The following is an 18,846-nucleotide window of genomic DNA, read 5'->3' as shown; positions in this document are numbered from 1 at the left end:
ATCCTCCATGTAATCAGAAAAATATCATGATAACATGAAATGGGTTTACAAAAATGAGAATAAGTGCATTAAAATTTGTCTTAATGGTTCTTGTTTTGTAATGATGTTTACCTGTTCCTTACATCCTTTAAAATCTAAAGACAAAAATGAAAATCGTTGATTGATACTTCGCTCGATACCATCGTTTTTTAGAAGATAAATCATGCATTCAATAAATTCGTGTTCATTAAGGGTCAAATCAACATAGCGGCGATATAAATTATCGATAAAATCGCAAAAACTGCGCACTGCTGCACTGACACTCTGAGCATCTCTTGTATTTTTTTTACCTGATTTGGCTAGAAACATATCGGCTTCGGTTTGCAGTAATTTCAATTGTGCATGAACCGTACTGACTCCAAAACGCTTCCGCTGCCTTTTCTTTTTTTCAGCTTCAGCTAAAGGCTCATACCATTCATGATCCTTGTTATCTCGATAATAGGTAATGAAATTTTTATCGGCACTCATTGATTGTTGCGCATAGGCTTCTTGAGATAGAACACACTGGGAATCAAAAATATCACCCAAATGTTCCGCTGCATAATGTGAAACACTTTTTCCACCATGACCATCATAAATTCCGATTAAAAAGGGCGAAGACTGAGAAAGTGTTTGTACGGCAATTGAAACATTATCGCTTGAGCCCAATGCAAGCGCTTCATTAACAAGCATTTTTGCCAGTTGATGCTCCTGCTGCTTGCTGGCAGACGGTACCTTACTTAAACAATTAAAAAGCCAATGTTCATGCTCTTCCTGGGTCTGTGAAGCTAAAGGTTCTGTAAAACCATCACACGTCATAATGATTTGCACCTTCCCTACGTTTGCTTCCAGAATTTCCAGTTGTTCATAAATTTTATCAAGCGGGTTAATATCGATACTCGCATCAGCACAAACGACCTGAGCATTAAAATTAAAATCTCCGAGCGCTCGTGATACTGCCAACTGACCGTTGATGCGATCAAAAAAAACGACACCACCAGCTCTTTGAATACGTTCTAATTCGACGCCAGGATGGTGAATGATACTATTTAAACGGAACACTCCTGCCAATTTTTCCTGTGTGTCATAAACCACAACAAAAGAAAGAGAATCCGCTAAAGTTGCAGTGATTAAGGTTCTTTGACCATCGTACACTGTTGTCGATGCCGTGCTACCCCCATAAAGTAAGGAGCGACCTAAATGGTTAACCAGATGATAGCTGGTCCACAAACGACGACCAATATCTTGAGGAGTAAGCCAATTAAAATGATCTGCGGTGTACCAACTTGCAAAGGATGCATCCTCTTGGCTTGGACGAGCCCCCATAGTCTCGTATAAACCAAAACCATGGGCTTTTACTCGTTCGCAGACAATCTCTTTATCATGAGGCAGTGATGTAATTTGATGAATGCGCGTCATGCTTGTTCCTCATCAATATCTCCCTGTAGAACTATAGCATAAATTAACCACACCCCATTTTGACCTGAGCCCAAGCCCCTGCACCATCCTATATCGCTGCGCTCGGAGTGATGGGGATAGCCCTATTCTTCAAAGGCTTCTGCTCTTAAGTGTGTCAAGTAACCGCAATGAAGCAAATAATCAAGGTATTTATTAAACAGAGTTGCATCTATTTTTTCGCAGTAAATCCCATGATTGGCCAACTGATTTTTAGTATAAGTACAATCAATTTTCGCTTTATTGTTGTGGAGATATAAATCGAATAATGAACGGTCTTTCTGTGCCAATTTTTCGGTGAAAAAGGGGCGAAGAGGAGAAAATGAATGATTAAGATGGCTACTCTTGTGTTGAATCATTTGTTCCCAATCAGGATAGGCGATCTCCTTTATCTTAAAACCTTTCGCTTGAATATATCCAAATAATTGCGCTACCTCGACTTCGTGTGGATTTATTAAGTGATACGTATCAGCCTGATAGGGTTTTTCCATGGTAAAATGAGTAATGGCCTTGGCCACATAATCGACAGGGACAAAATTGAAGCGCACATCAAGAGTAGGCCTCGCCTCCAATTCGATACAACCTTTGAGTATCCGACATACTACATCTTCATGGTTCCAGTATCCCGTTTGGCTTTCCCCAGTGATCAGGCTTGGTCGGTAGACTATCGTTGGAATATTGTAGCTACGAGCGTGAACGACCAACCGCTCTGCCAACCATTTTGTTTGATTATAACCGCCATAAATTCCGTCTTCTGGTGTAAGCTCCGATTGTTCGCAAATCACTACATCCTCTGCCAAATCCGCGGACATAAAATAACCTACAGTGGAAATATAATGCAATGCCTTCAACCTTTTATAACCCGCTAATTTGATGAGTTGTTTCGTGCCAAGGACATTACTCGCCATCAATTTTTGATAAGGATAGATAAAGTTAAGTACCGCAGCGCCATGAATAATAAGATCGACCGTATCGGCCAAATATTCCCAATCCTGTCTGAAAAGGCCTAAGTTGTTTTTTTCCAAATTACCTAATACGACTTTAATCCGCTCATGAAAAACTGAATCCCATAGGCCATAATCCTCCATGTTTTTAATCACACGGCTCATTCCTGCAGCGAGGGAATTGGCTTGAACAAGGCAAGTAATGCGCCAGTTGGTATGGGTCAATAACTCTCGCAGTAAATAAGCGCCTAAAAAGCCTGTTGCCCCGGTTATTAATACATGTTGGGGCATGGATTTGGACGAACTAGTGACGTGCGGGACCATGTTTTTATATTGATGAAACTCAGCGGCTAGATCGACGGAGGTCAGGTCAAGCCTTTTTTCTGTTTTTCCCGTATGCAATAAGTCTATAATGTCGCCCAGACAAGGATCCGCAAGTAAAAATTCAATGGATATGTCTTTACCCGAGTGGGTTGAAAGGGTCTCATGCAACTGGGCCAGCTTCACAGAGTTCAATCCTAACTCACTTAATTTTTTTTCTTTATCTAAGACCGTAAGATCACTATTGAAGATCGAGTTGAGCCGCTGGGTAATCTCTGAACCGGTAACCTTCTTGACCTGTTCCTCTGCTTCATGCGAAACAATCTTATCAATACAGAGAAAATCTAAATCCTCTTCCAAATATTTTTTCTTACATAATAAACGTTGCGTTTTTCCACTGGTTGTTTTAGGAACTGAATTACGACCAACAAGCGCGACAACATCGGCATCAATCCCATGTTTTTGCAGTAGGGTGCTGCGTAGAGTTCTGATGATTTCTTCTAAGTTCGGTGCCTGAACGTTCTTTTTAATTTCTTGGACAATAACCAATAACTCACGTTCATGTTCTTCTATCGAAAAAATAGCACAACAATGCTCACGCAAATCAGGGTGGCATCTATGAAGGGTATCTTCTAAATCATGCGGGTAATAATTACATCCGCGAATAATAATCAGGTCGTTCAGACGTCCTGTGACGTACAGCGACCCCTCATCCAGATAACCCAAGTCCCCTGTGCGTAAAAAAGAAGGCTCCCTATTCTCAATTCGCGCATTAAAAGAACGGCTTGTTTCTTCAGGTGCTTGCCAATAACCTTGGGCAACACTCGCCCCGGCTACCCAGATTTCACCAACCACTTTTTCAGGACATTCTTGTAAGGTCTCGGGATTAACAATGGCAAGAGTACAACGATCAATGACCTGTCCACAGTTTATCAAACTACGCGCATCAGGATGTGTTTCATCACAATAAATTACTTTGCCTTGATTTAATGTGTTCTTATCGACCCATTGACTTCTTATTCCTTGTTTGCGTCTTCCTCCTGTAACCATCAATGTCGATTCGGCAAGTCCGTAACACGGATAAAAAAACTCAGGCGAAAATCCACACGAAGCAAAACGTTGAATAAAGCGCTCAACCGTTGCTTTGCGAATCGGCTCTGCTCCGCTCATGACAAATTGCAAGCGGCTTAAATCCAATCGACTTTTTTCTTCTTCAGTGATTTCACTGGCACATAAATCATAAGCAAAATTGGGGGCTACCGTTGCCGTAGCGCGATAGTGCGATAGGGTTTCTAACCAAATTGCCGGACGTTGTAAAAAGGTCAATGGCGACATAAGCTTGGCAGGGATGGTACTGAAAACAGGTTGTAATATCCCCCCAATAAGTCCCATATCATGAAAATGAGGTAACCAAGAAACACTAATGTCTTCTTCAGTCAGCTGAGTAGCTTTTTTGATTACAAACAAATTATGCAGCAAATTACCATGACTGATCATGACTCCTTTAGGTTTTCCAGTGGACCCTGAAGTGTATTGTAAAAAAGCGAGGTGGTTTTCTGTAAGTGATGGAGAATGCCATGTATCCGTTGCATTCATCCAATCTTCTACCGTGATAAACCGTATCGCTTCATAATTTCCATATTTGCCCTTTAGTTTCTTGATTTGCTGCACAAACTCTTTAGTGGTTAAAACAACATGAGCTCCTGAGTTTTTAATAATATGTTGGAGTTTTTCAGCCCAATCTTTGGTAGTCGGAGAATAAGAAGGCACTGCAATGGTCCCGGCATACAAACAACCAAAAAAAGCAGCAATAAAATCCAAACCCGGTGGATAAATAATTAATACACGATCACCAGGCTTTGCTACTTCAAACAAAATACTTGCTATTTTTCTTGCTTGCTCTGCCAACTCACGATACGTCAGACTCTTGTTTTCCTGTATTTTTCTGTCTATGAACGTATAGAGCGGGAAATCTGGTTTGTTTTCTGCTTTTTTTTCCAGTAAATCGACCAAACTTGTATAACCTTCCCCCATACCCAACCCCTAAGAACTGCTTGTAAAATTTTTTGGAAGTGCTGTCTAAGTACATAAAAACTCTTTTAGGCAATTTATTATGGAATATCTATTTGAAAAGTACAGCGATCTCAGACAAACTAAAAAAATTTTAAATGACGGTAGGATTAATTGAATGTTTCATTTCATAGTTAAAGCGATTTTGAAAATAAAAGAAGCCAGCATTTATTCTTTTGCGGGTTTAAAAGCAGCCTTTCAAGACGAATTTGCTTTCCGCCTTGAATTGTACGTTGGCATTATTGCCATTCCTACAGCGTTTTTTGTAGGAAAAACATCTGTTGAACGGGCTTTATTAATTAGTACCTTACTCATAGTATGGGTAGCTGAATTATTGAATTCAGCGGTAGAAACCACACTAAATCGAATTGATCGCGCCTGGAACCCTTTAACTAAAAAAGCCAAAGATCTGGGTTCAGCAGCGGTTTTTATTACGATTGTTAACGCACTTGTGGTGTGGCTCTTCATTATAATCTCTCGGTTTTAAGGAGAATGCCGGTTGGTCCTTGGCCCAACACCATATTGCTGCGCAATAACCCATAAAGAATTGTCGGCCAAGGCGACCTACAGAGCTACAACTCCTGCGTGCTTAATGCGTAAAGGTTGTTGTGCTTTGGATAAATTGAACGATTTCATCCAATTGCTCTCTGGCACAATACTCTGCTTCCTCTTTTTCCGGATCAATTTGAGCAAGCTTTTGATAAAATTTCTCTATATTCTGATGTCGACCTTTACCAAAAATCTTGGAATGGCTGAAAAAGTAGAACAATCCTGGTTCAATCTTTGTCTGACCAATTTGTTTCAATTGTGCCAATTGTTCTAAAGGGGATAGTTGAGAACACAAAATTCTGGCAATTTTTCTCATTCCCGTGCTGTTGGTATTAATAAATTTCTTTGCTAGCTGTTTGCCCTCTACAATGCTCCAAACGCAGTTATTAAAACTATCCATCGCTTTCTTAAATTTCAAGTTTTCCTTCTGCAACATGTAAATCACTTTTTCCACATTAGGATAAGGATTATCTTGATCTTCAAAATCAGCCCTTCGATTTTCTTTAATTAATCTTTTCGCCAATTCATAATGAGATTGAGGTAAAGCAAATCTTGAAATTTCTTTATAAATATCCGCTCTTTTTTGGAGCATCCCTCGATTAAATGTGTGATTCAAGATGTTATTTTCATAAAGTGGGTTCACTCCAAATGGAACTAATTCATGTTTTGACACTAACAAGTTCATTTTCTGATGGTAGCCTTCAAATTGCTTAAAGCATTCAACCATCTTCGCCCAATTATCACTAAAATTTTTATAGGTATCCATCCTGGCGGGGAGAGTAATAAGGAATTTATTGACTTCATCAATCCTCGGGCGGTCTGCAGGTTTTTGACTTTGTAAACGATAGAGTAATGTTTTTATGTCTTCAAGAAGGTAAGGATCAATTTCGGATACATCATAACCAGTAAAAAGACCGTCTAGACAATAAGTTGCTGAGGCTAATTCGTACAACGTTGCCGCCGACTCTTTATTTTTTAAAATATTTTTAGCCCCAAAAATCTCGCCTAATATCGCTGCGAAAGCATACATATCGGATTCATAAGTGCTGCCCTCGCCAATAAGTACCTCCGGGGCCATATAAGCAGGAGTTCCTGAAGGTTTTAGGTTATTCTTTGAATCAATATCTTCGGCCAAACCAAAATCAATAAAAATAATCTGAAATTGTCCATGAGACAATTTTTTATAACAGATGTTAGCGGGCTTAAGATCGCGGTGCACCACGCCTTTTTGTTGTAATAAAAGCATTTCACTGGCTATCCTGGCCGCGACTTCGAGGCGAAACTGAAAAGAATAGTTGTAGCTGGGACTAAAGGGCAATAGCTTATCCAGGCTAGTCCCACAATCTTCAAGGATGGTAATGACTCTGTCTTTTGCCCCAACAACACCAATAACATTGACCCCATGCTTTTTTTGTCTTAATGCTTCTTTTTCTGTCCTCTTCAATAGCTCTGCATAGGAAGTTTCCTTCGATGGCCTTTGTACTTTGACCACATCGTTAACCGGAATGAGTTGCGCTTGATAATGCTTCTTTTTAGGGCCATGCGTCACCACGATTTTATATTTTGATTCATTAACCGAACCAAAACCGCCCTTCCCTTTGTGGGCGTTAGCAATAATATGCCATTGATTTTTACCAGAGAGAACTAAACTGTGGCTAAAAGAAAATGGGGGGGCGCTATCAAAGAGACTTAATTTTGATTTTGATTTTATTGGCACAAGACTATCTAGTGGTGAGGCAAAAAAATTGACGTCTTCTTTTTGCTTAAATAAAAATTTAGCAACTTTTTCATCCAGAAAAATAGGTTGCTTCTTAGTATCCCATATTTCGTCAAAATCAATGTGCTTCATCGGTTCATAACGCTAAAACAAAAATAGGATAGCCATAGTATCAGCTTATTTCTTATTAATAAAAAAAATTTAAATTCACTTACGAGAATTTTCAATTCGGGTTAATATAAGCGTTTATTACAGCAGCCGTTTACCAATTAAACCCAACATGTCCAAACCAATAAATCATACAAAACGCGTTTCCTATGTTGTTCCAGTTTACAATGAAGAAGCAGGAATAGCCGAATTTATTACGGCATTAACTGATACCCTAAAAAAACTGGGTTACGCCTATGAAATACTTATTGTGGATGATGGCAGCCAGGACAATACGCCGGTAGTTATTCAGCAATTAAGAACACAATTTCCGCTCCGCTGCATTCGTTTTAGTAGAAATTTTGGCAAGGAAAATGCCATCAGTGCCGGGCTTGACTATGCCCAGGGCGATGCCGTGATTCTAATGGATGCTGACTTCCAACATCCGCTGGAACTTCTAAGCCAATTTCTTGCTAAATGGGAAGAAGGCTATGATATGGTCTACGCTGTGCGTCAAAACCGTGCTAATGAATCTTGGTTAAAACGAACCTGTGCCAAAGCATTCTATCAACTGACTTCACGAATCAATCGGATTAATATCCCTGCAAATGCCGGTGATTTCAGACTTTTGGATCGCAAGATCGTGAAAGCACTGCAAAAATTACCTGAGCGAAATCGTTTTATGAAGGGCTTATACAGTTGGGTTGGATTTAAACAAGTTGCTATTCCTTTTGAAGTACAACCTCGAAAGACAGGTACTTCACAATGGAATTTTTACTCGCTTTTGGACTTGGCAATTACAGGAATTACTTCATTTACTGCATTTCCATTACGAATGATTGCTATTGGTGGAATTAGCGTTGCAACCCTTGCAATATTTTATGGGATTTGGATTATTATCAGTACCCTGATATTTGGTATAGAAACTCCTGGTTGGGCAACCATAGTCACAACAATTACCTTTTTTGGCGGCTTACAACTTTTTGCCTTGGGCGTAGTGGGGGAATACATAGGCCGTGTTTTTGATGAAGTCAAACATAGACCCCATTACATTATTGATGAGGAATCCAGCTTTGATGACAGCTCAACTTAAATTAAGGTATCGACTGATTTATTTTGCGGCAATTGGTGGCTCTGCGGCTTTAATCCACCTCTTTGTTGTATTCAATTTAGTGAATTTCATGCAAATCCAAGCGCTCACCGCCAATGTTTTTGCCTTTTTAATTGCCTTTAATGTCAGTTTCTTAGGACATAAATATCTTACTTTTGCTCGACTGCATGATGAAAAAATTTTAAGTTTACCCCATTTTTTTTTGGTAGCCGCTTCTGCGGGAATCATTAATGAAATGCTTTACTTCTTGCTTCTACGTTATACGACTTTAAATTACTTGTTTGCTTTATTTCTGGTTTTGGGATTAGTTTCAGTCTATAGCTTTACGATATCTCGATTTTGGGCCTGCCGTTAGATTCATGACGACCCCTCCCACAAATGGGAAGAGAAGCTTCCTAACTTAGGATTTAAATCTCAACCTCACTTTGCTCAAGTACAACTTCATTTTCTCCTCGAATGCATTGAATTTTCCTTTGTTTTACATCAAAGACATATTGTAATCTGCAAAATTCCCTTGGATTAGAAAGTACATTCGGATTAAAAACCACGAGATTAACTCCTTGTGGCTGTCTCGCGGAGGGAACAATTAACAATGGATGTCCTTCTTGAGCTACTCTTCTCCCTATTTCTTGGCATGGTGTGTAATTGTTTGGATCAATTAACCAGGGGAATTCTTCTTTTTTTTCAGTAAGGTCAAGCCCTAAACCCTGACAATAAATTTTCGCCACTCTCCTATCAATGATGACAGTCTCTTGGTTTTGAAAAATATCCCAGGAATCTTTAATTTCCTGAACAAAATGATATCGTGTTTCATAAATCGTTGTATTTAATGTTTCTGAACCATACCAGCAAGCCATTGAACCATCGCTATAACGAGAGCTTGTTATGTTTTCAAATGGATAATCAATAAAATCATTTTTACTGTAATCAAATGCACGTTGAATTAAAGATTGGTGGGTTAATACCGGATGAGTATGACTTTCTATCGTATTTGCTGCTTCCCAATTTAGAGGATCATCACTGAGATCATCAAATAAATCTTGAGATACTTTTATTCCTCTTATATTTCTAAAAATATCTTGTGAGTATTCCCTGACAGTATCAAATAAAGACACGTTTACTGGCCTCGCAAAAAATCAGTAAGTCGTCTTATTTGAGCAATGCCAATATAACCTTGCTCCAGCATCACATCCAAAGGGCGAAGATTATGGAGCTTTTGATTTCTTCCTTTTATCCATTGATAGACTAATTCTCGATTGTATGGATAGAGAATTCTCAAATTTTTATGAATCCCTAAAAGATTGCCCACTCGCTCCATTGTATCTCTACCCGATATATGAGCCGTTCCCTTCTTAAATTTAGCTAGTTGTGCAGGGCTTATGCCGCCTAACAATTCACACTCTTCTTCATTTTTTAATTGCCAATGCTTAAAAAGGGCAATAACGTTCTGAGTATTACGTTTTAAAACGTCTTCACTTAAATCTTGTGATGTATTAAACGGTGCTAAATGTAAATGATTCATGTTTATTACCTCTATTTATAGATAATAATAGTATATAAATAGATTTTTTACAATAAATCGAGTAAAGAAAGATAAATACACTCAAATGAGTACCCTGCTGTAAAAGAGACTCAGCATCAAATTGAATCGATTGATAGGCGTTTTTTAGTTGCGATTAAGAGACCGGATAAAAGCCATTCACAACTTCTACAGGCTCACGAATAATGAGACGTTTCCCAACCATTTCTTTTACTTGAGGTAATACCGCATCCACTTTTTCCGGTGTATCAACGAATTGCACCACTAAAGGAAGATTGCTACCTATATCAACCAATGAGGTTGATACAACAGGGCTTTTTAGGGTAAATCCGGCAATTGCGCGCAACACAGTTCCACCTGCAATTCCCTGTTTATCCAGCATACTTAAAAGTTCAAGGTGTAGGGGACGATGTTGCCATTTGTCTCCTTCGTTAATATAAATAGAAACTTTTACATGACTCATATTAGATTGTCCGAGCGAGCACTACGCCCGCAATAGCTGCTGCTAGTGATAAAACATTATTGCAAATAATATTTAGTGCAGCAAGGGCGTAATCACTCTGTTCCAGCAACACATAGCTTTCATAACTGAAACTTGAAAATGTTGTATAACCGCCACAAAATCCAACTGCAACAAACAAACGCCATCTTGGATCAACCTCTACCCGCTCTAAAGTCCAGGTCATAAAAAAACCCAGGATAAAACTTCCTGTAAGATTCACAATAAATGTTCCAAAAGGAATACCTGCAGATAAATATTTGACGGAAAAACGGTTCACTAAATAACGCAAATTCGCACCAATGATCGCGCCACAAGAGATCCAAAAAAAATTATTCAAGGTATTCTTCCTTTTTTTAAACGACTCCAAAGTATCTAAAAGGGATAATACATAAAAAAAAAAGACGAGTAAATTTAACCTGGAAGCTGTTTACAATCCCTGTCATCCACGCACGATGAGAAAGTTCCTGGACTATAGTCCCCACTTGCGATGAAAGATCCCTCGCTACACCTGGGATGACAGGGAGAATGCATGTTCATCTTGGGCTAAATGAACCTGAAATTCATCACAATCTTTTAAAAATTCTTCGCTTAAAAAATAATTAAATTCATTTAAACGCGCCGGGGATATAGGATCAGTAGGACTCACTTTATCTGCTGGATGACACATAATTAATGTGTTGTCCTTCATTAAAGCCATCCACTTTCTGAACATCTCTCTATAATTAGCATCAGGTGCAAAATCATAAATGCCCGAGAAGTAACGATTATGTGGGATGCCTAAATGTATCAGTTGCTTCAGTAATGCCTTACCTCCTGTAAACTCCAATACTTTTGCTTTAAATCGACTTTGTGGCACATTAATGGACGGCCAAGTGGCGCGAACAAAAGTTCCATAATTTTTCAATCTTTGTTCATAAAGATCCAAAATGACTTTCCGTATCACAGGAAATTGATGCACATGCTGGTGGCCATCAATAAAATCAGGGGGTTGTTGCATGATATTTATAAATTGATCCAATTGAGCTAAAAACTCTTTTGCAATAAAAGATAATTTCAGCGCGTGCAGATGCGACTTAATCAACAATTCATGTAATGTAAAAGATAATTGTTCTGGGATGGATGCTAAATGACCTTCAGTTAAATTAAAATGCAAACCAATTTGGATGTGCTGACATTTTTTTAAAGCGAGTAGCTTTTTGGCATAAGGAATAAAACTCGGCATATTCACCATGCAACTTACAGCAGACAGACGCCCCATATGGACTAATTTTAAAATACCTTCCGAAATTCCGGAGTCCAAACCAAAGTCATCTGCACATAGAACAATAGTTTTCGAATCAATCACAATCAAGCGCCAATACTTTGTAGCAAAAGCATATGATATATCATTTTAACTATAATATTGTAGCCTGAGTGCGCCTGAGAAGAATCCGAAACGTGTGTATGCTAGGACAGCATGATCTCATGCTTATATGCTCACCAACCTGGCACAAATTGTTTCGGCACGTCAAATAAAGGTCGTTAAATTTTTTATCTTAAAGCTGCTTCTGACTGTGTTTTTACAGGAAAAAAACGAGCGCCCAAAATATTGATGCACAAGCCACCAATCACTAACAATCCTGCAGCGAGCTTCCACAGTTGGAACGGTTCATCTAATACGAAAACCGAACTAATCATTGCCACAATCGGCACCAATAACGTAAAGGGCGCGACCATTCCCACTGGATAACGAGCAATGAGCCAGTTCCAAACCCCATAACCTATCCAGGTCGAAGCAAAAACAATATAAAACAATGATAATGTACCCCGCCAACTGATGTGTTCGTAGGTATAAACAAAACTGGATGCGCCCTCAAATATCAAAGAAAAAAGAAACATCGGGATGCAGGCAACAAAACTCCCCCAGACAATAATTGCCATCATGTTGTTGTTACTGCCTTTAATTTTCTTGGTGATCAGATTGCCTAAGCCCCATGTTGCGGCAGCTGCAAGAATAAAAATAAAACCAAGCAAAGAGATATCACTGTCAAAATGCATCGCAACCAAACCAATCCCCGTAAAAGCAACCAGAGCACCTACAATCTGGCCTAGATTTGGCTGTTCGCCCAAAAAAATTACTGCGAAAAACATGCTAAAAAATACCTGCGTTTGCATGAGTAACGACGCCATTCCAGCAGGCATACCAACATTCATACCGATAAATAGGAAGGCGAATTGCAGGGCAAACATGACAAAGCCATATAAGACAATCTCTTTAAATGACGCATAAGGTATTTTGACAAAAAAAACAGCCGGCACGCTGGCAAATAAAAAACGTAGCGCGCAGAGTAGCAGAGGTGAAATTTCTTCCAGTCCAAAGGAAACAAAAAGAAAATTTACCCCCCAAATCAAAACGACTAAAAGCGCCAATAAAAGATGTGTAATGGGCATCATCAGTGCTCCAATAAAAATCTTATTTTAGCCTAAAGTCTGTTACAAAGCTATTTAAACAGTTTATTTTTTGGTCAGCCTAGTGGTTAAAATAAAGAAAAGATTTGATCGCAATTAAGTGGTTGCATACAGGAATCAGGATAAATTTTATTTCTATTTTGTAATCACCACGTTAAACTGCGCTTTCTTTTTAAAATAGTGTTTAAAAGGCCTGTTGAGAAGCAATATAATCGCCTTCATCCCGAGTACAATAGAGGATGAGGAGATGCCCTCGGTGCATCGCCCAGGCTATATTCCTCTACTTTTTATGGCTTAAATTATGAAAGAAATTATTCTCGCTACCAGCAATTCCGGTAAAATTAAAGAATTACGCGATTTATTAGCGCCAATAGAATGTATCCCACAAACCGATTTAGGTGTTACTGATGCCATAGAAAATGGCTTAAGCTTTATTGAAAATGCACTAATTAAAGCACGTCATGCCAGTTTTCATGCAGGGAAACCTGCTTTAGCGGATGATTCGGGCTTAGTGGTACCGGCATTAAATGGCGAACCGGGTATTTATTCTGCTCGCTATGCCGGCGATAATGCAACTGATGTGGAAAACATCCATTTACTCTTGGAAAAAATGGCTCATATTCCCTCACAACAGAGGGAAGCTTGGTTTTATTGTGCCATAGCAGTAGTTCAGCATGCCAATGATCCAACACCAATCATCGCCACAGGACTATGGAAAGGGATGATCCACACTCACGCTGTTGGCGACAGTGGATTTGGTTATGATCCCATTTTTTATATTCCTGACTTTCAATGCACAGTAGCTCAATTACCTGCTAAAATTAAAAATAATATCAGTCACCGCGCACAAGCATTAAAGCAACTGCGTACTCTAATTAAGAATTGATGATGGACACTGATGCACTCTTTGCGCAAGCATATAAGTTCCAATATGAAGGTCATTTGCCACAAGCCATTAGCCTTTATGAACAAATCCTGTTACAAGAACCTAAGCATCTCAATACGTTACACTTTTTAGGGCTTACTTATGCTCAGTTAGGGGATATGGATAATGCCATTCTCTATCTGTTACAAGCACTCTCGTTAAATCCTGAGAATGCAAGTTTGCTTAATAACATAGCGAACGCGTACAAAAAACTACACCGCCTGGATAGGGCAATTGAATATTATCAACAGGCCATAAAACTGAAACCGGATTATGCTCAAGCCCATAATAACTTGGCCACGGTCTATGCATTACAACATAATTATCCTCAAGCGCTATTACATTATACCCGAGCAGTTCATGCTGAACCTGATTTTAGTGCTGCACATTTTAATTTAGGCTTATTATTGCTGCAAAATAATCAATTGGATGCAGCCAAAACCCAATTTAATAATGTAGTCTCCTTAAATCCTTTTCATACTGAAGCCTTGTTTTATCTCGGTGTTTTACATCTGGAAAAAAATGCGCTTGCCGAAGCAGAAGAAGCATTTCAAAACGTTTTAGAGCAAGACAGTAAGCAAATAGAAGCGCTGTCCAACTTAGGAGTGATCGCTTTAAAAAGGCAGCAAAACCAATTGGCAATTGATTATTTTAGTAAGGCATTAGCCTTGGACAATGAGAACATCGAGGCACGCAATAACTTAGCTGCGACCTTTATGCATCATGACCGTTTTGAGAATGCACTGATGCATTATGACGTATTACTGCAAAAAGAACCGGATAATGTTGAATATTTATACAATTCCGGCGTAGCACAAATGGCTTTAGGCCATTTAAATGAAGCCATTATTCTTTTTGATCACATACTTGAGTTAGATAGCACTCATACCTCCTCTCTCAACAATCTGGCTGCGATTTATCTTAAATTGGAACAAAAAGTTAAAGCCAAAGAATATCTAGAACGTGCTCTGAAGATTAATCCCGAAGATACAATAAGCGCCCATATGCTCTATGCTCTTACCGGCAATAAACAAGCAACAACGACTCCTGAGTATGCCCATAATTTATTTAATAACTACGCGCTTTATTACGATCAACACATGAAAGGCACGTTAAACTACTCCATCCCACAGCACATAGCACGTGTAATCCATCAATTAGAATTACCTGCAAACACCCATACCTTAGATTTAGGCTGTGGAACCGGTTTAACCGGGATTGTTCTTCGTGAAGTGAGTAAACACTTAACCGGCGTTGATATTTCTGAAAAAATGCTGGCCCAAGCTAAGTCAAAGGAAATCTATGATAATTTGGTAGAAGCGGAACTCAATCAATTTCTACAGCAAAACAAGGCAACCTATAATTTGATTATCGCCGCCGATGTCCTACCCTATTTTGGTGAGCTCGATACGCTATTTCATACGATTCATCAACATCTGAAATCGAAAGGCTATTTTATTTTTACTACGGAAATCAGCCTGGAGAATCCGTGGTCGCTTGAAACAAGTGCTCGTTTCAGTCATCATCCGGACTACATCAAAAAATTAGTAGAACAAAATCGATTCCAACTCGTAAAACAGGAAAAAATTCCTGCACGCATACAAGAACAACGCGTTCTGGAGGTAATGCTTTATATTTTAACAATTTGAATAATTTTAAGCAATTAAACAAAATAATACATATACTATATTATATAAGGAATGGGAAAGTGACTCTACCACTTTTATAGAGAGCAAGGAGCTTATATGTCGAAGCCCATCAATGCACATAAATTTGTCGAGGCACCACAACTAACTTCCGACGAACAACATGAAATCAATCGGAAAATTGATTTTGAAACCGCAAAATCATTTCACAGCATGGTTAAACTTGGCGCTTTTGCCAATATTTGCGGTGCCTTTCTTTATGTTCTTGCCATCTATAATACAACCCAACCTGTATTGATCATTTCTTGGTATCTTCTTTTGGTGATTGCCAATTTACTCAATGTATTATGGGCTCTCCGCTTTGAATACAAACATATAAGCCGTCAAGAAATTCTTAAGTGTCGAAAAGGTTTTCTCTACATCGTCATTTTAATATGTCTGATATGGAGCAGCATTGGCATTGTGTTTATGGATGATGGAATGCATCAACAGATGACCACCATTATCTTTTTATCTGCCGTTTTGATTTGTTTTTCGTTCTCGACAGCAATTGATTTAACCATGGGAATTGCCAGCATTGTTTGTTTGCTTAGCCCTACAATTTTATATCATTCTTATATAACCATTAGTGCATTTCATTCTGAAGCGGGTAATATCAGTATGTCCATTACTGGCTCATTTGTGATACTTGGAATCTTTATGCTCATTGCCTGCTTTGTAGGCAATAGAATCATTTTAAAATTATTTCGTTTGGGTTATGAAAATGCCTTACTGAGCCATAAACTGGAAAACTTGAATGCTCTTTTGGAACAACGGGTCAAAGAACGCACCGAAGCGTTAGAAAAGTCATTAAAATTAGTGACCTACCAAGCAACGCATGATTTATTAACCGATTTACCTAATGAACGTTTTCTTTATGAACACATAAATAACGTAGCCGAACGAGCCGTTAAAGATCATCATAAATTTGCCATTGCCTGCTTTTCATTAAACAATATGATGAAAATTAATGACAGTATCGGCCATCACGCATCAGCCACCATTATTCATCGTATTGCCCAACGGTTTAGTCAACTTGCAGAAAAAAACACTAAATCAGGACTTACGAAAAACTCATTAAAACAGAAGGATTTTTTAGTTCATTGATAAGATAATTTTTTAAGAGGTTTTTTTTTATTTGATAGACAGTTTGTGCCGTTTGGTAAGCAATTTTTTTCAAATTAACCCAGACATAAATAGCGCAGGCGATGTGATTTCGTTGTATGCGTTGCTTGCGGCACTGACATTTATCAATACCAGTAAGCTGCTTCACTTCGCGATGAAATTGTTCCACATACCATCGTATGGCACAAATTTTCTTCGTGTCATTAGCGCAAGTTTGTGACGTATCATTAGTAGCAATAAGATCTGTTCTATTAGAAGAAATAGCAACAGAAAACAACTTCATCTGTAAATGCTCAGGCATCCCTTTAAGCCTAATGAGCTTGCCGTGTCTTAATTCATCTTCGCTCCATTCAAAGCTACGCAATGGCTGGTAGGTTTCATCAGACCCCTTGAGTTTAGCTAATCGATTTTTTCTCATGGGGCAATAGAATATTTTGTTATGATCATTGATAAACAACATCAGCGTGCTGGTAGCATACCAGGTATCCATTAACACCGTTTTAAACGGTAATTTCTTGTGGTAAACAATATTATTAAGCATGTCTTTCACATGGTCTGCTTTACCTTTCCCGTCTTTTTCCGGGTCAAAAATTCTAAAATCGATAACCCAAAATTGCTCGGTCTGTGGGTTAACGTAGATGCAGTTAACCAGTCCTATTCCGCGAATAACGCCATGGGCATTACCACTGTACTGCCAACGTACTGATTCGATATGGCGGGAATGGCTTTTATCTAGAACCGTATCATCGAATACAATAAATCCTTCCTCACTTGCCACAAGCTCAGCCTTAACTTGTAACCAAACGTCACTGGCTGTTAATCGCTCTCTTTCTAGGTACAATTTTACCAAATCATGGCTTACATCAGATACATGCTCCGCATAATTGGTGAGCGTATAATTGACTTGGCTACTTAGCAAATATTGGCAATATTCTAATCGGCCAAATGACTTTCTTGGGCGGGCTATGGCTGCGCTCTGTCGGAAAAAATATACGCCATCTTAGATAAATAAAACTACATTGCAAATGATCTTTTCGACATCCTCTCCTTGAGAATTCTCTTGTTTTTCTTTGATCTATTGGCCTAATAGGTGGGGTTTTTCGTAAGTCCTGTAAATATTTCTTTTCATTATTACGTAAAGATGTATTTGTTATTCTCATTGATCCAATCATCGACATACTGGAAATAGAAGAATGTACTCAGGATTTATTTATTGTTTTAGATAATCCTGTCTATGTAGCGCAACAAGAATTGAATTTAACTGCAAGTATTGGTATCAGTGTATTTCCCGATGATGGCCGGGATGTAGACACACTGATTACGCATGCAGAAGCGGCACGCACCCTTGCCTCAGAGCGCGGCGGCAATAGTGTCCGTGTTTATAATACGATCATAACTGCAGATGCTACGAGACAATTAAACATTGAAAATCAACTCTATCGGGCGATTGAAAACAATGAGTTAATTCTAAATTACCAACCATTCATTGACTTACGAACCGGGACTGTTTGTGGCGCAGAAGCCTTAGTGCGCTGGAATAATCCCGTTTTAGGGTTGCTTTCCCCAATGGAGTTTATCCCCTTAGCAGAAACAAACGGCATGATTCTTCCTATTGGTGAATGGGTATTAAGCACTGCTTGCCAACAATTGAAAAAATGGCATAACAGTGGGTTTAAATTGATTCTGTCCGTTAATTTGTCAGCGAAACAGTTGGTGCAACACGATCTGGTCGAGCATATTGCGCAAATTTTAGCGGATCAGAAACTGTCTCCCAAGTACCTTGAGTTAGAGCTCACGGAGTCCAATGCATTTCAAAATGAAGCCATTCCAATTATTAATAAATTTACAGAAATGGGTATTTCCTTAGCCATTGATGACTTTGGTACAGGCTACTCAGAGTTTGGTAATCTTAAGCTCTTTAAAGTCAATAAAATAAAAATTGATAAAACATTTATTCAAGATATTGACGTGAGTATTGATAGTAGAAATATCGTCAGCAACACCATTGCCTTGGCACATAGGATGAATATTGATTGCTTGGCAGAAGGGGTAGAAACCCTAGAGCAAATTAAATTCTTAAAAGAAAATGGATGTTACATCATGCAAGGTTATTACTTCAGTCAACCGCTGGATGTCAAAGATTTTTCTGAGTTTTTAAAAACGCATTCCCAAAATACCTACGAGGCACTAACGAATTGGTGAAGCTAATGCATCCAATCAGTTCTGAAAACAAATCGTAGCCTGTCTGCATTAGGTTGGGTCTCGACGCAACACTATCCCTCAATATAA

17 protein-coding genes are annotated in these 18,846 nt (G+C 38.7%); 7 read left to right on the top strand and 10 right to left on the bottom strand.

Annotated elements, in window-relative coordinates; genetic code table 11:
• Positions 1-45: 45 nt before the first annotated feature.
• Positions 46-1,437: a PP2C family serine/threonine-protein phosphatase gene (locus ACF8MK_RS07740; RefSeq protein WP_392538812.1), complete on the bottom strand. Its 1,392-nt coding sequence runs from the start codon at positions 1,435-1,437 to the stop codon at positions 46-48.
• A 122-nt stretch (positions 1,438-1,559) separates the two neighbouring features.
• Positions 1,560-4,772 carry a thioester reductase domain-containing protein gene (locus ACF8MK_RS07735; RefSeq protein ID WP_392538811.1) on the bottom strand — a complete coding sequence of 1,071 codons (3,213 nt, stop codon included), beginning with the start codon at positions 4,770-4,772 and terminating at the stop codon, positions 1,560-1,562.
• A 154-nt stretch (positions 4,773-4,926) separates the two neighbouring features.
• On the opposite strand from ACF8MK_RS07735, the gene ACF8MK_RS07730 reads away from it, so the two are divergent.
• Positions 4,927-5,295 carry a diacylglycerol kinase gene (locus tag ACF8MK_RS07730; RefSeq protein ID WP_265703203.1) on the top strand — a complete coding sequence of 123 codons (369 nt, stop codon included), beginning with the start codon at positions 4,927-4,929 and terminating at the stop codon, positions 5,293-5,295.
• Positions 5,296-5,397: 102 nt separating this feature from the next.
• Here the strand turns inward: ACF8MK_RS07730 and ACF8MK_RS07725 are convergent, their stop codons facing one another.
• Complete coding sequence (locus tag ACF8MK_RS07725; protein WP_392538810.1) at positions 5,398-7,206, bottom strand: protein kinase; 1,809 nt, start codon at positions 7,204-7,206, stop codon at positions 5,398-5,400.
• Positions 7,207-7,354: 148 nt separating this feature from the next.
• Here ACF8MK_RS07725 and ACF8MK_RS07720 point away from each other — a divergent pair, with 148 nt between their 5' ends.
• A complete protein-coding gene (locus ACF8MK_RS07720) occupies positions 7,355-8,314 on the top strand; it encodes a glycosyltransferase family 2 protein (protein WP_265703269.1) in 960 nt (319 codons plus the stop codon).
• Positions 8,298-8,687 (top strand): GtrA family protein, encoded by a 390-nt coding sequence (locus ACF8MK_RS07715; RefSeq protein WP_265703200.1) that lies wholly within the window; start codon positions 8,298-8,300, stop codon positions 8,685-8,687. Before ACF8MK_RS07720 ends, ACF8MK_RS07715 begins: the two co-directional genes overlap by 17 nt.
• Positions 8,688-8,739: 52 nt before the next feature.
• Here the strand turns inward: ACF8MK_RS07715 and ACF8MK_RS07710 are convergent, their stop codons facing one another.
• From ACF8MK_RS07710 to ACF8MK_RS07685, 6 genes are all read right to left on the bottom strand, one after another.
• Positions 8,740-9,447, bottom strand: a complete 708-nt coding sequence (locus ACF8MK_RS07710; RefSeq protein WP_392538809.1) for an RES family NAD+ phosphorylase — start codon at positions 9,445-9,447, stop codon at positions 8,740-8,742.
• A gap of 2 nt (positions 9,448-9,449) precedes the next feature.
• Positions 9,450-9,854 (bottom strand): hypothetical protein, encoded by a 405-nt coding sequence (locus ACF8MK_RS07705; RefSeq protein WP_028380824.1) that lies wholly within the window; start codon positions 9,852-9,854, stop codon positions 9,450-9,452.
• 154 nt (positions 9,855-10,008) lie between these two features.
• Positions 10,009-10,335, bottom strand: a complete 327-nt coding sequence (locus ACF8MK_RS07700) for a DUF190 domain-containing protein (RefSeq protein ID WP_265703198.1) — start codon at positions 10,333-10,335, stop codon at positions 10,009-10,011.
• 1 nt (position 10,336) lies between these two features.
• Positions 10,337-10,711: a fluoride efflux transporter CrcB gene (gene crcB / locus ACF8MK_RS07695; RefSeq protein WP_265703196.1), complete on the bottom strand. Its 375-nt coding sequence runs from the start codon at positions 10,709-10,711 to the stop codon at positions 10,337-10,339.
• A 165-nt stretch (positions 10,712-10,876) separates the two neighbouring features.
• Positions 10,877-11,719, bottom strand: coding sequence for a ChbG/HpnK family deacetylase (locus ACF8MK_RS07690; RefSeq protein WP_392538808.1), 843 nt, complete (start codon positions 11,717-11,719; stop codon positions 10,877-10,879).
• Positions 11,720-11,904: 185 nt separating this feature from the next.
• Entirely contained in the window at positions 11,905-12,804 is a 900-nt protein-coding gene (locus tag ACF8MK_RS07685) for an EamA family transporter (protein WP_392538935.1), read from the bottom strand.
• Positions 12,805-13,123: 319 nt separating this feature from the next.
• Between ACF8MK_RS07685 and rdgB the strand changes: the two genes are divergently transcribed.
• The 3 genes from rdgB to ACF8MK_RS07670 all read left to right on the top strand — a co-directional run bounded on the left by rdgB (position 13,124) and on the right by ACF8MK_RS07670 (position 16,539).
• Entirely contained in the window at positions 13,124-13,708 is a 585-nt protein-coding gene (rdgB, locus tag ACF8MK_RS07680; RefSeq protein ID WP_392538807.1) for an RdgB/HAM1 family non-canonical purine NTP pyrophosphatase, read from the top strand.
• A gap of 2 nt (positions 13,709-13,710) precedes the next feature.
• A complete protein-coding gene (locus ACF8MK_RS07675) occupies positions 13,711-15,396 on the top strand; it encodes a tetratricopeptide repeat protein (RefSeq protein ID WP_392538934.1) in 1,686 nt (561 codons plus the stop codon).
• Between the two features lie 96 nt (positions 15,397-15,492).
• Entirely contained in the window at positions 15,493-16,539 is a 1,047-nt protein-coding gene (locus ACF8MK_RS07670; RefSeq protein ID WP_392538806.1) for a GGDEF domain-containing protein, read from the top strand.
• On the opposite strand, the gene ACF8MK_RS07665 is transcribed toward ACF8MK_RS07670, so the two are convergent.
• Positions 16,496-17,524: a transposase gene (locus ACF8MK_RS07665; RefSeq protein WP_058478568.1), complete on the bottom strand. Its 1,029-nt coding sequence runs from the start codon at positions 17,522-17,524 to the stop codon at positions 16,496-16,498. The two genes, ACF8MK_RS07670 and ACF8MK_RS07665, sit on opposite strands and share 44 nt — an antisense overlap.
• A 110-nt stretch (positions 17,525-17,634) precedes the next feature.
• Here ACF8MK_RS07665 and ACF8MK_RS07660 point away from each other — a divergent pair, with 110 nt between their 5' ends.
• Positions 17,635-18,759 carry a putative bifunctional diguanylate cyclase/phosphodiesterase gene (locus ACF8MK_RS07660; protein ID WP_392538933.1) on the top strand — a complete coding sequence of 375 codons (1,125 nt, stop codon included), beginning with the start codon at positions 17,635-17,637 and terminating at the stop codon, positions 18,757-18,759.
• Positions 18,760-18,846: the final 87 nt, after the last annotated feature.

Source organism: Legionella sp. 227 (assembly GCF_043161935.1).
GTDB lineage: Bacteria > Pseudomonadota > Gammaproteobacteria > Legionellales > Legionellaceae > Legionella > Legionella sheltonii.
Note: the sequence above shows the minus strand (reverse complement) of the source record. Positions and strands in the feature narration are given on the sequence as shown.